Raw genomic sequence first — 13,335 nt, forward strand, 5'->3', positions numbered from 1 at the left:
GACCGCCGCCGGTCGACGCAGCCGGAGGTGCTCATGAGTGCGGAGGCGACCAATCCCGCGACGCCGGGCCCGGTCACACCGGGCGCGCACCGCCGGCGCGGCCGTCCCCGGATCGACCTGCGCCGCATCGGCTGGGCCGCGCTCCTCGGCCCCGCCGCGGGCAACCGGCTGCCCGACGCGATCGGACACGTGGTCGAGGCCCACCGGGCCCACCACCCGGAAGCCCCCCTTGAGCCGCTGCGCCGGGCATACGTCCTCGCCGAGTCCTCCCACCGGGGACAGATGCGCAAGAGCGGCGAGCCCTACATCACACACCCCCTCGCCGTGACGCTGATCCTCGCCGAGCTGGGCGCCGAGACCACGACGCTGACCGCGTCCCTCCTCCACGACACCGTCGAGGACACCGAGGTGACGCTCGATCAAGTGCGTACGGAATTCGGCGAAGAGGTCGCCTATCTCGTCGACGGCGTGACCAAGCTCGAAAAGGTCGACTACGGAGCGGCCGCCGAACCCGAGACCTTCCGCAAGATGCTCGTCGCCACCGGCAACGACGTGCGGGTCATGTCGATCAAACTCGCCGACCGGCTGCACAACATGCGCACCCTCGGCGTGATGCGCCCCGAGAAACAGGCGCGCATCGCCAAGGTCACCCGGGACGTGCTCATCCCGCTCGCAGAACGCCTCGGCGTCCAGGCACTCAAGACCGAGCTCGAGGACCTCGTCTTCGCGATCTTGCACCCCGACGAGTACACGGTGACCCGCGAGCTCATCGCGGCCAACGACGCGCGGCACACCGACCCCCTCGCGGAGATCGCCGAGGACGCCCGCGCCGTCCTGAAGGACGCCGGGATCACGGCCGAAGTACTGATCAGGCCACGGCACTTCGTCTCCGTGCACCGGTCGAGACGCAAGCGCGGAACACTGCGCGGTGCGGACTTCGGGCGCCTGCTGGTGCTCGTCGGCGAGGACGCCGACTGCTACGGGGTGCTCGGCGAGCTGCACACGTGCTTCACGCCGGTCGTCTCGGAGTTCAAGGACTTCATCGCTGTACCGAAGTTCAACCTGTACCAGTCGCTGCACACAGCCGTGTCGCGCGGTGACGGGGAGGTCGCCGAAGTCCTCATCCGTACCCACCAGATGCACAAGGTCGCCGAGGCCGGCGTCGTCGCCCTCGGAAATCCCTACGCTCCTCCTTCGGAGGAGCAGGCCGACAGCGACGGGGAGCGCGCCGACCCGACCAGGCCCGGCTGGCTCTCCCGCCTCCTCGACTGGCAGGAGGCCGCCCCGGACGCGGACACCTTCTGGTCGACGCTGCGCGAAGACCTCGCCCAGGACCGCGAGATCACCGTCTTCCGGCCCGACGGCGGCACGCTCGGCCTGCCCGCGGGCGCCAGCTGCGTCGATGCCGCGTACGCCCAGTACGGCGAGGACGCCCACGCCTGCATCGGAGCCCGCGTCAACGGCCGGCTGGCGACGCTCAGCACGGTCCTGAGCGACGGGGACACCGTTCAGCTCCTCATGGGCCAGGACCCCGCTTCCGAGCCCTCCAGGGACTGGCTCGACCACGCCCGTACGCCCGCCGCGCGCATCGCCATCCGGCGCTGGCTCACGACCCACCCGGCCACACCCCAGCCCGAGCCCGAGGACCGGCGCACCCCGGAGCCGGCCCCCAGGACGCCTCAAGGCGCACCTGCGGGCCGCCCCGCCGAGGCGAACGCCGTCGTGGACCAGCCGGGCGCCACGGTCCGCCTCGCGGGCTGCTGCACGCCCGTGCCACCCGACGCGGTGACCGCCTTCGCCGTACGCGGCGGTGTCGTGACCGTGCACCGCGCGGAGTGTCACGGCGTGGAGCGCATGAAGAGCGCGGGGCGCGCCGAGGTCGGCGTGCACTGGGGCGACACCACGCAGTGCCGGGTCTCCCTGATCGCCGAGTCCTTCAGCCGGCCGCATCTGCTGGCCGATCTCACCGAAGCCATCGCCTTGGAGAGCGTCGCCGTCATCTCCGCGACCGTGGAACCGCCGACCCAGGGCCGTGTGCGCCACACCTACACGCTCCAACTCCCCGACGCGACAACGCTCCCCGCACTGATGCGCGCCATGCGCAACATCGCAGGGGTGTACGACGTCAGCCGCGCGCAGCACTCCGCCCAGACCAGCTCGTAGGGTCTCGTTCGGGTGGGTGTGGCGCGTCCCGCCCGGGTCCGGACGCGGGCGCTGGTAGCCGTAGTTCATGCTGCTCACCCCCCGCACCATCCGCATGGGCGCCGCGCTCGTCGCCGCGGCCGCCTCCACCGCACTTCTCGCCGCGAGCGCCCCGCCGCCGGCCGTCCCGCTGGGCATCGGAGACCGGCTCTTCCCGCACCTGGGCAACCCTGGTTACGACGTGGAGTCGTACGACATCGCGTTCACGTACCACGGCGACAACAAGAAGCCGCTCGATGCCGTCACCAAGATCGAGGCCACGGCGACCGCCCGCCTCGAGCAGGTGAATCTCGACTTCTCGCACGGAACCGTCCGCTCCGTGGAGGTCAACGGCAGTCCCGCGCGGTTCGACACCAGCGACGAAGACCTGGTCGTCACGCCCGAGAGGGCCGTCCCGGAGGGTGCCCCGCTGGAGATCACGGTGCGGCACACCAGCAACCCGGTGCCCGGCAAGGAGGAGGGGGGCTGGGTGCAGACCAAGGACGGTCTCGCCATGGCCAATCAGGCCGACGCCGGGCACCGTGTGTTCCCGAGCAACGACCATCCTTCGGACAAGGCCCTGTTCACGCTCCGGGTCACCGCCCCCAAGGCGCTCACGGTCGTGGCCAACGGGGTGCCCTTCCTGAAGATGCGCCACGGCGCGGACACCAGCTGGTCGTACCGCACCCTCCACCCCATGGCCACCGAGCTGGCGCAGGTCTCGATCGGTAACTCCGCGGTGCTGCATCGGGAGGGGCCGCACGGGCTTCCCGTCCGCGACGTGGTGCCCGCCAAGGACCGGAAGGTCCTCGAACCGTGGCTCAAGAAGACGCCCGCCCAGCTCGCCTGGATGGAAGGGAAGGTCGGCAGCTACCCCTTCGAGAACTACGGCCTCCTGATCGCCCAGGCCCGGACCGGCTTCGAGCTCGAGACCCAGACGCTCTCCCTCTTCGAGAAGGAGATCTTCACGGAGCCCGCGTACCCCGCCTGGTACATCGACTCGATCATGGTCCACGAGATGGCGCACCAGTGGTTCGGCGACAGCGTCAGCCCCCGCACCTGGTCCGACCTGTGGCTGAACGAGGGGCATGCCAGCTGGTACGAGGCCCTCTACGCCCAGGAGAAGGGCCACCAGTCCATGGCCAAGCGCATGCGTGCGGCCTACCGCGCCTCGGACGGCTGGCGCGCCGCGGGTGGCCCGCCGGCCTCCCCCAAGGGCCCGAAGCCGGGCCAGAAGATCAGCATCTTCCGGCCGGTGGTCTACGACGGCAGCGCCCTCGTCCTCTACGCGCTCCGCCAGGAGATCGGCACCCCGGCCTTCGAGCGCCTGGAGCGCGACTGGGTGCGCACGCACCGTGACGGCACGGCGAGCACGGCGGACTTCATCAGCCTGGCTTCGCAGACCTCGGGCCGCGATCTCCAGGGCTTCCTCCGGGCCTGGCTCTACGGGAAGAAGACGCCGCCGATGCCGGGGCACCCGGACTGGAAGTCGACGCCGGTGGCGAAGGCGAAGCCGGCCAAGGGGTAGGCCATCGACCGGCGGCGCACAGCCCAGGCAGGACAGGCTTCGGGCCCGGCGCCGGCGGGCAATAAGTCGGGTGACGAGACGGGCCGTACCGTGCGACCATCTTTCAGGTCGGCGGCACGGCCGCCCCGGGAATCTACGGACGCCCCGGGACGTTGTGTCAGTCGATGGACCACGCTGTCATGCGCGGACCGTCACCAGTTCGTATCACCTCGACGTAAGGATCCAATGACCTCCTCTTCTTCCCCTTCCCAGGACGCGCAGAGCTTCGCGCAGAACAACCCCGAAGGTCTTCGGGCCGATGCCCTGATGGAAGAGGACGTCGCCTGGAGCCACGAGATCGACGGAGAGCGGGACGGCGACCAGTTCGACCGCTCCGAGCGTGCGGCCCTGCGCCGCGTCGCCGGCCTCTCCACCGAGCTCGAGGACGTCACCGAAGTCGAGTACCGGCAGCTCCGCCTGGAGCGGGTCGTGCTCGTCGGTGTGTGGACCTCGGGAACGGTGAACGACGCGGAGAACTCCCTCGCGGAGCTGGCCGCCCTCGCCGAGACCGCCGGCGCCCTGGTGCTCGACGGCGTCATCCAGCGCCGGGACAAGCCCGACGCGGCGACGTACATCGGCTCGGGCAAGGCACTGGAGCTGCGCGACATCGTCCTCGAGACCGGAGCCGACACCGTCGTGTGTGACGGTGAGCTCAGCCCCGGCCAGCTCATCCACCTCGAAGACGTCGTCAAGGTCAAGGTGGTCGACAGGACCGCCCTGATCCTCGACATCTTCGCCCAGCACGCCAAGTCCCGAGAGGGCAAGGCGCAGGTCGCCCTCGCGCAGATGCAGTACATGCTGCCGCGACTGCGCGGCTGGGGTCAGTCGCTCTCCCGGCAGATGGGTGGCGGTGGCTCCTCCGGCTCCGGCGGCGGCATGGCCACCCGTGGTCCCGGTGAGACCAAGATCGAGACGGACCGGCGACGGATCCGCGAGAAGATGGCGAAGATGCGCCGGGAGATCGCGGAGATGAAGACCGGCCGCGAGATCAAGCGCCAGGAGCGCAAGCGCAACAAGGTGCCTTCGGTGGCCATCGCCGGATACACCAACGCGGGCAAGTCGTCCCTGCTCAACCGCCTGACGGGCGCCGGTGTCCTGGTGGAGAACGCCCTGTTCGCCACCCTCGACCCGACCGTCCGCAGGGCGGAGACGCCCAGCGGCCGGCTGTACACGCTGGCCGACACGGTCGGCTTTGTGCGGCACCTGCCTCACCACCTCGTCGAGGCGTTCCGCTCCACGATGGAGGAGGTCGGTGAATCCGACCTGATCCTGCACGTGGTGGACGGATCGCACCCGGCGCCGGAGGAGCAGCTGGCCGCCGTACGCGAGGTCATCCGCGACGTGGGCGCCACGAAGGTGCCCGAGATCGTGGTGATCAACAAGGCGGACGCGGCCGACCCGCTCGTCCTCCAGCGGCTGCTGCGCGTCGAGAAGCGCGCGATCGCGGTGTCGGCCCGCACCGGGCTCGGCATGGACAAGCTGCTCGCGATCATCGACGACGAGCTGCCGCGTCCCGAGGTCGAGATCGAGGCGCTCGTGCCGTACACGCATGGCCAGCTGGTCGCGCGTGCGCACGCCGACGGCGAGGTGATCTCCGAGGAGCACACCCCGGACGGCACCCTGCTCAAGGCGCGGGTGCACGAGGAACTCGCCGCAGAGTTCGCGCCGTACCTTCCGGCGGCGGCCGCGAGCTGACGCTCCGGCAGCAGCCGGGCCTCCTGTGCCGACGGCGAGGGCCCGCCCCCAACTTCCTGGGGGCGGGCCCTCGTTCGTTCGGTGAAGCCGGCGGTTACTGGCTGCCGTACTTCTCGCTCATCGTGTCGAAGACCTGCTGGGCGCCCTTGCCCAGCTGCGGTCCGGCCAGCCAGGTGTTCCCGGCCGGGCCGATCGACGTGTTCGACACCAGCTGCGTCTTCCCGTCGACCATCCGGAACCAGCCGCCACCGGACGAACCGCCGGTCATGGTGCAGCCGATGCGGTACATCGTCGGCATGTCGGGGCTGAGGGAGAGACGGCCCGGGCGGTCGATGCACTTGTGCATCAGCTGGCCGTTGAACGGCGGCGCGGCCGGGTAGCCCCAGGCGCCCATGCTGCTGACCGACTGGACCGCCGGCTCGGAGAAGTCGACGGGCAGCGCGTTGCCGACGGTCTCCTCAAGAGACTTGGAACCCTGCTCCGGCTTCACGTGCAGCACCGCGTAGTCGTACGGAGCGCCCGCACCGCCCGACTCGGCGCCCGTGTCGATCCACTCGTTGGAGGTGGAGGCCCAGTCGGCCCAGAAGGTGCCGTACGGGGCGATCTCCTGCGGGGCCGCGTTCTGCAGCTGCGCCTCGGACTTGCCCAGGTCGTTGTAGGCCGGGACGAAGGCGATGTTGCGGTACCAGCCGCCCGCCGAGCCCGCGTGCACGCAGTGACCCGCGGTCCAGACGAGGTTGGACTTGCCCGGGTTGCGCGGGTCCTTCACGACGGTGCCGGAGCAGACCATCGAACCCTCGGGCGAGTCGAAGAAGACCTTGCCGACCGGGGCGGCGTTGTCGTGGTACGGGGTCTTCTCGGGCACGGCCTTGACGGGCTGCGGCTCAGGGTCCGTGGCGCCCTGGTCGGCCGAGGCGTCCTTCGCGGCGATCGTCTTGTCCGGGTCCTTGGCGGACTTCATCCGCTCGGGCTTCCAGTGGTCCTTGATGACCGGGTTGACGAAGTCCTTGGCCTCGCGCAGCCAGTCGTCCTTGTCCCAGTTCTTCCAGGCGCCGTTCTGCCACTTGTCCGGGTCGATGCCGTGCTTCTTGAGCTGGTCGGCGATGCCCCCGGGCAGCTGGCCGTTGGATCCGTCGCCGGCGCCCTGTGAAGCGGAGGCGGCCGACTTGTCACTCGTCTTGTCGTCGCTCGGGCCGCAGGCCGTGGCGGTGAGCGCCAGGGCCGCGGCGAGCCCCGTAGCGGCGAGGACGGTACGCCGGCCCCGGCTCCGCATGGATGACGGACGTGTGGAACGCATGGTGCAGTTACCCCCGTTGAGCGAATATGTCATGAGCTTGTCAGGTCCGGACTGGGCTCCGTGCGGAGATCTCGGACGCAGCACCCCACTATGCCTGTGGAGTTGGGGACGAACGGCGGCGGGGTGGTGAAGGTTGCGTCACCCCGCCGCCGCCCATTGCCTGCCGGTTGGCGGTGCCTGCGTGCGGGCTGCCTACGGGCGGTACCTGCCTACTGGCCGGCGTACTTCTTGCTGACCGCGTCGTAAATTCCCTTGGCCTCCTTGCCGAGGCGCGGGCCCGCGAGCCAGCCGGCCGTCACCGGGCCGATCGACGTGTTCGACACCAGCGACGGCTTGCCGCTGGAGCCTTGCGCGATCCAGCCGCCACCGGACGAACCGCCGGTCATGGTGCATCCGATGCGGTACATCGTCGGCTCGGCCTTCGCCAGCGAGAGCCGGCCCGGCTTGTCGGCGCACTGGTACAGCGTCTGGCCGTCGTACGGCGGCGCTGCCGGGTAGCCCTTCGCCGTCATCGTCGCGATCTTGGGCACCGCGGGGGCGTTGAAGTCGACCGGTACGGCCGTACCGACCGCCTCCTCAAGGGACTTGCCCTCGCTGCCCTTCTCCGGCGTGACCTGGATGACCGCGAAGTCGTACGGCGCGCCCTGCCCGCCCGTCGGGCCGCCCTGCTCGATCCACTGGTCGGACGTCTGCGCCCACGCGCCCCACCAGACGCCGTACGGAGCGACCTCTTCCTTGGTGGCGGTCTTGAGCTGCTCGTCCGACAGGCCCGCGTTGTTGTACGAGGGCACGAAGGCGATGTTGCGGTACCAGCCGCCGTTCTTGCCGGCGTGCACGCAGTGGCCCGCGGTCCACACCATGTTCGACTTGCCCGGGTGTGCGGGGTCCGTGACGACCGTCGCCGAACAGACCATCGACCCCTCGGGGCCGTCAAAGAAGAGCTTTCCGGCGTACGGCGCGCTGTCGTGGTACGGCGTGCCGACGGCCGCGGCCTTCACCGGCTGCGGCGTCGGGTCCGTCACACCCTGGTCGCCCGAGATGTCGTTGTCGTCGACCTCGTTGTCCGGGTTCTTGTCGGCGTCACGCATCCGGTCCGGGTCCCACAGACCGTCGATGATGGGGTTGACGTAGTCCTGCGCCTCACGCAGCCACTTGTCCTTGTCCCAGTTCTTCCACTCGCCGTTCTTCCACTTGTCCAGATCAATACCGTGCTCCTTGAGCCGGTCCTTGATGTCGTCCGGGATCTGGATCTTGTCGCTGCCGCCCTGCGTCGCGGCCGCGGTCGGCTTCGAGTCCGCGTTGTCGTCGCCAGGACCGCACGCGGTGGCGGTGAGCGCGAGCGCCGCACCGATGGCGAGAGCGGCCGCCACGGGGGAGGTTCTGCGGCGCACGCTCCTCCCGAGCTGAACGGTCAAGAGCGGACGTATGGGTCGCATGTCGTGAATCCCCCTGGGCTCCGAGAACTGTGCAGTGCCGGCCGCCGGCGGTCGTGAACCGGTCGCGCCACGCTCGGCACTTGCTGTGCCTCGCCCCGCGACCGAACCCTCCGCCCTCCGTCGAACGGCAACCCACCCTATGCGCGCGCTGCGGGTGACTATCCACGGAACGGCAACGGTTCCGTCACGGCAGGGATCTTCCGCGGGCCAAGGATTTTCCGCCGACCCGTGATCCCGCGCAGTCACCGTCGTTGGTACGTACGGGGGATTCGGCGCCGCCGCTCGATCCTTGGGGTTCGGCCCCGGACATACGTACGTCAACTGATCCCCCCACACCGAGAATTCGACCGGATCCAGCGGGATCCAGGGGGAGGACCAGCAGTCGTGGCCGTCACCGAGCCTGCGCCCGCGGCGGTGCCCGCGGGGTATGAGGGAGGCGCCGCCCGTGAGGGCGCTGCCCAAGAGGGGATCCTGCGGCGGCAGTCCGCGCGGGAATCGGCGGCCCGCACTTATGCGCGCGCCCTGCCGATCGTGCCCGTGCGGGCGCGCGGCCTGACCATCGAGGGCGCCGATGGACGCCGGTACCTCGACTGCCTCTCCGGCGCGGGCACGCTGGCCCTCGGCCACAACCACCCCGTCGTCCTCGAAGCGATCAGGCGCGTACTCGACTCCGGCGCCCCCCTGCACGTGCTCGATCTGGCCACCCCCGTAAAGGACGCCTTCACGACGGAACTCTTCCGCACGCTGCCCGCCGGGCTCGCCGAACGGGCACGGATCCAGTTCTGCGGACCGGCCGGCACCGACGCGGTGGAGGCCGCCCTGAAACTCGTCCGCACGGCCACCGGCCGCAGCGGAATGCTCGCCTTCACCGGCGCCTACCACGGGATGACCGCGGGGGCGCTCGAAGCGTCCGGCGGGGCGCAGGACGTCAGGGTCGCGCGGCTGCCCTATCCGCAGGACTACCGCTGTCCCTTCGGCGTCGGCGGCGAGCGCGGCGCCGAACTCTCCGCGCGCTGGACCGAATCCCTCATCGATGACCCCAAGTCGGGGGTGCCGCACCCCGCCGGCATGATCCTCGAACCCGTCCAGGGGGAAGGCGGAGTGATTCCCGCGCCCGACTCCTGGATGCGCCGGATGCGCGAACTCACCGCGGCACGCTCCATCCCGCTGATCGCCGACGAGGTCCAGACCGGAGTGGGCAGGACCGGCACCTTCTGGGCCGTCGAACACAGCGGAGTCGTGCCCGACGTCATGGTCCTGTCCAAGGCGATCGGCGGCAGCCTTCCCCTGGCCGTCGTCGTCTACCGGGACGACCTCGACGTCTGGCAACCCGGGGCCCACGCCGGCACGTTCCGCGGGAACCAGCTCGCCATGGCCGCCGGCGCCGCGACCCTCGCCTATGTCCGGGAGAACCGTCTCGCCGAACGCGCCGCCCTCCTGGGTGCCCGCATGGTGGGTCAGCTCCAGGGTCTCGCCGCCGAACACCCCTGCATCGGGGACGTACGGGGCCGCGGTCTGATGATCGGCGTCGAACTGGTCGACGTGGGCGCCGCCCAGGACCCGAACCGGCCCGCCGGACCCGACGCGCGCCCGCATCTTCCCGCGCCCGAACTCGCCGCGTCCGTGCAGCACGAATGCCTCCGTCGTGGACTCATCGTCGAGCTCGGCGGCCGCCACTCCAGCGTCGTACGCCTCCTGCCGCCCCTCACGATTACCGACGAACAGGCTGCCGCGGTCGTCGAGCGCCTCGCAGACGCCCTGGTCGAAGCGGCCCGCACCCATCGGGGATAGCCCAGCCAGGACGGGCGCGTTCCGAGGCCCCACCCACCGGGCCGGGACCGCCACGACACCGACGATCACGACACGGACCACCACGGACAGCCGCGGAACACCGGACAGTCCGGACAACCGCATCACGGAGTCAACTACCCCACAAGGAAGCCCCGTTGAACGCCACTCCCGCACCCGACGACCGACACCGCCCCCAGGCGAGCGGAGCCTGCGACACGCAGCCCCAACTAGCCCCGGAATGCGGGACGACGGTCCCCCGGCAGAAGGACGGCAGCCAGGAGGCCGAGCATCTGCACGGCTCCACCGCCGACCTGCTGGAGCATCCCGACCCCGGCACCGCGGCCCAGGCCGCGGCCGTCGAGAACCTGCTCCGCTGCTGGGTGCGGGAGAACGATCTGGCCGAACCCCCGCACGGCACTCTGCGTATCCCTCTGCCCGCAAGTGGCACCGCCCTCCTCATCCCTGTCCACCACTGGTCCGTGACCGGCTGGCACCGGTTCGGCATGCCCCATCTCCAGGACGGCCCGCTCGACGCCCCGCGCGTCGACGCCGTCACAGTCGCCGCCCTCCTGAGCCGCGAGGCATCGGGGCCGGGAAGTGCGCCCGCGGTGCGGGGCGGAGTCCCGGCGAGGGACGCCGGCGGAAGCGGCGCCGATGTCGCCGCACGGGTGGGAGTCGTCCCGGGGCCGGCGCATACGCCGGACACCACGTCCGGCACGCACGCCGGGCCCGAGCCGGTCAACGGCCCGGCGCCGACCGCCTCGTCGCCGACCCCGAGCGTTCCCGCGCGCACGCAGGCCGTCCCGGAGGCCGTCGCTGCTGCCTCCGCCTCTATGGCCCCTCACCCGGAGACGCAGTCACCCCATCCCGAGCCCTCTCGCCCGACCACCCCCCACCACTCCCACCCCACCCCCTCCGGCGACGGAGCCGACCTGGTGGGGCGCGTGGCCGACTCGGTTCGCCGCACCGCCGACTTCATCGCTCACCGGCGCAGCAACCCCCGCGACACGACCGACCTCTTCCTGGCCGCCGAACAGTCCCTCCTGCTCGGCCACCCCCTGCACCCGACCCCGAAGAGTCGCGAGGGCCTGTCCGAGGCCGAATCCCGGCTCTATTCACCCGAGTTGCAGGGGTCCTTCCCCGTGCACTGGATGGCGGTGAACCGCTCGGTGCTCGCGATGGACTCGGCCTGGACCCAGCGAGGCCGCCCCCTCCCCGCGGACCAGCTCGCCCTCCAACTGGCCGGGACGGAACTGCCCCTGCCCGACGGCCACGCCGCGCTGCCGCTGCACCCCTGGCAGGTACGCGAGCTCAAGCACCGCCCCCAGGCTGCGGCCCTTCTGGACGCCGGCCTTCTGCGTGACCTCGGTCCGCATGGCGCCCCCTGGTACCCCACCTCCTCCGTCCGTACCCTCTACCAGCCCGACGCGTCGGCCATGCTGAAGCTCTCGCTCGGCCTGCGCATCACCAATTCCCGTCGGGAGAACCTCCGTAAGGAACTCCACCGCGGCGTCGAGGTTCACCGACTGCTGCGCACCGGCCTCTTCGAGCAGTGGCAGGCCGCTCACCCGGGATTCGACATCGTTCGCGACCCGGCCTGGCTCGCCGTCAACGGCCCGGACGGCGAACCGGTGCCCGGCCTGGACGTGATGATCCGGAACAACCCGTTCGCACCCGGAGATGACGCAGCCTGCATTGCCGGCTTCGTGTCACCCAGGCCCCCGGCTCTGGCCCATGGGCAACGGGACCGCCAGCTCATGCGCTCCCGTCTCGCCGAGACCATCACCCGCCTCGCCGGCCGCACCGGACGCCCCCGCGGTGCCGTCGCCGCCGAGTGGTTCCTGCGCTACCTGGAACACGTCGTGCGCCCCGTGCTCTGGCTCGACAGCACCGCCGGCGTAGCCCTGGAGGCCCATCAGCAGAACACGCTGCTGCTGCTCGACCCCGAAGGCTGGCCCGTCGGCGGCCGCTACCGCGACAACCAGGGCTACTACTTCCGCGAGTCCCGGCGCGCCGAGCTGGACGGCCGGCTGCCCGGCATCGGCAGCCACAGCGACACCTTCGTCTCCGACGACGTCACCGACGAAAGGTTCGCCTACTACCTCGGGATCAACAACATCTTCGGTCTCATCGGCGCCTTCGGCTCCCAACAGCTGGCGGACGAACGGCTGTTGCTCGCCGCCTTCCGCGGGTTCCTCTCCGATGTCGCGTCAGGCCCGGACAAGCTCCGCACCCCTCTGCCCAGATACCTCCTCGACTCCCCGGCCTTGCGCTGCAAGGCCAACCTCCTCACCCGCCTGCACGGACTCGACGAACTCGTGGGCCCCGTCGACACCCAGTCCGTCTACGTCACCATCGCCAACCCCCTTCATTCCTGAGGAACATGCCCCACCCCATCCCCTGAGAGGAACGTCGCCGTGTCATCCACCGACGCGCGCACCGACGCCGGAGTCACGCCCGCCACCGCCCCCACCGATGCCGTCACCGACGAGATCACCGACACGGGCCCCGGCGCCGACGAGCTCACTGGCTCCGATCCCGGCGGCGGCACGGATGTTGCCGACACCCTGGACCTGCGTCTGCCCGACGAACTCATCGACCTGATCGCCGGGCAGGATGAACCCGGCGGACAGATCAACGGCAGCGCGGGCGAGGGGACCGATGCGGGTTCCGGCGACTACGGGCACGCAGGTGACGGAACGCGAGCGCACGTACCGGGCGGCACCTCGACGGCCCTGGCGGACGACGACCTGCTCGACAACGTCGGAGCGTGGCGACCGGTCACCACACGTTCCGGCGTCTTCCAGCTGGTTCCCGTCCGTGTCGAACGCGACCTGGCGCTGATCAGTCGCTGGATGAACGATCCAGCCGTAGCTGCCTTCTGGGAACTTGAAGGCCCGGAGAGCGTCACGGAGAACCATCTCCGCCCCCAGCTGGACGGCGACGGGCGCAGCGTCCCCTGCCTCGGCGTACTGGACGGCACCCCGATGAGCTATTGGGAGATCTACCGCGCCGACCTCGACCCGCTGGCGCGCCACTACCCCGCCCGCCCGCACGACACAGGTGTTCACCTCCTTATCGGTGGTGTCGCGAACCGCGGCCGCGGGCTCGGCACAGGCCTGCTCAAGGCCGTCGCCGACCTCGTACTCGACCATCGCCCGCGCTGCGCACGTGTCGTCGCAGAGCCGGACCTTCGCAACACCCCCTCCGTATCAGCGTTCTTGGGTGCTGGCTTCCGCTTCTCCGCCGAGGTGGACCTCCCCGACAAGCGAGCCGCACTCATGATCCGAGACCGGGCCCTGCGCGCTCTGCTGTGAGCCCGTCACTCTTAGTACACCGCTCACCCCGATCCGGTTCCCTCCCGAGGA

8 protein-coding genes are annotated in these 13,335 nt (G+C 70.6%); 6 read left to right on the forward strand and 2 right to left on the reverse strand.

What is annotated here, in order from left to right; all coding sequences use genetic code 11:
* Positions 1-33: 33 nt before the first annotated feature.
* The 3 genes from CG723_RS00250 to hflX all read left to right on the forward strand — a co-directional run bounded on the left by CG723_RS00250 (position 34) and on the right by hflX (position 5,443).
* Positions 34-2,163, forward strand: a complete 2,130-nt coding sequence (locus CG723_RS00250; protein WP_100591103.1) for a RelA/SpoT family protein — start codon at positions 34-36, stop codon at positions 2,161-2,163.
* 67 nt (positions 2,164-2,230) lie between these two features.
* Entirely contained in the window at positions 2,231-3,709 is a 1,479-nt protein-coding gene (locus CG723_RS00255) for a M1 family metallopeptidase (RefSeq protein ID WP_100591104.1), read from the forward strand.
* A gap of 225 nt (positions 3,710-3,934) precedes the next feature.
* Positions 3,935-5,443, forward strand: coding sequence for a GTPase HflX (hflX, locus tag CG723_RS00260; RefSeq protein WP_100591105.1), 1,509 nt, complete (start codon positions 3,935-3,937; stop codon positions 5,441-5,443).
* 94 nt (positions 5,444-5,537) lie between these two features.
* Here the strand turns inward: hflX and CG723_RS00265 are convergent, their stop codons facing one another.
* Together CG723_RS00265 and CG723_RS00270 are read right to left on the reverse strand one after the other, a co-directional pair.
* Entirely contained in the window at positions 5,538-6,740 is a 1,203-nt protein-coding gene (locus CG723_RS00265; protein WP_100591106.1) for a trypsin-like serine peptidase, read from the reverse strand.
* A 209-nt stretch (positions 6,741-6,949) separates the two neighbouring features.
* Entirely contained in the window at positions 6,950-8,176 is a 1,227-nt protein-coding gene (locus CG723_RS00270; protein WP_100591107.1) for a trypsin-like serine peptidase, read from the reverse strand.
* A gap of 384 nt (positions 8,177-8,560) precedes the next feature.
* On the opposite strand from CG723_RS00270, the gene CG723_RS00275 reads away from it, so the two are divergent.
* The 3 genes from CG723_RS00275 (at position 8,561) to CG723_RS00285 (ending at position 13,284) form a co-directional block, all read left to right on the forward strand.
* On the forward strand, positions 8,561-9,967 hold the full coding sequence (locus CG723_RS00275) for a diaminobutyrate--2-oxoglutarate transaminase family protein (RefSeq protein WP_199841614.1): 1,407 nt from the start codon (positions 8,561-8,563) through the stop codon (positions 9,965-9,967).
* 155 nt (positions 9,968-10,122) lie between these two features.
* Positions 10,123-12,345: an IucA/IucC family protein gene (locus CG723_RS00280; protein ID WP_100591108.1), complete on the forward strand. Its 2,223-nt coding sequence runs from the start codon at positions 10,123-10,125 to the stop codon at positions 12,343-12,345.
* Between the two features lie 39 nt (positions 12,346-12,384).
* Entirely contained in the window at positions 12,385-13,284 is a 900-nt protein-coding gene (locus CG723_RS00285; RefSeq protein ID WP_100591109.1) for a GNAT family N-acetyltransferase, read from the forward strand.
* Positions 13,285-13,335: the final 51 nt, after the last annotated feature.

The organism is Streptomyces sp. CB01635 (assembly GCF_002803065.1).
GTDB lineage: Bacteria > Actinomycetota > Actinomycetes > Streptomycetales > Streptomycetaceae > Streptomyces.

Excerpts from the sequence above, each read along its gene's own strand:
- hflX (WP_100591105.1), top strand. The coding sequence starts at position 3,935 with ATGACCTCCTCTTCTTCCCCTTCCCAGGACGCGCAGAGCTTCGCGCAG.
- CG723_RS00270 (WP_100591107.1), bottom strand. The coding sequence starts at position 8,176 with ATGCGACCCATACGTCCGCTCTTGACCGTTCAGCTCGGGAGGAGCGTG.
- CG723_RS00255 (WP_100591104.1), top strand. The coding sequence starts at position 2,231 with ATGCTGCTCACCCCCCGCACCATCCGCATGGGCGCCGCGCTCGTCGCC.
- CG723_RS00250 (WP_100591103.1), top strand. The coding sequence starts at position 34 with ATGAGTGCGGAGGCGACCAATCCCGCGACGCCGGGCCCGGTCACACCG.
- CG723_RS00265 (WP_100591106.1), bottom strand. The coding sequence starts at position 6,740 with ATGCGTTCCACACGTCCGTCATCCATGCGGAGCCGGGGCCGGCGTACC.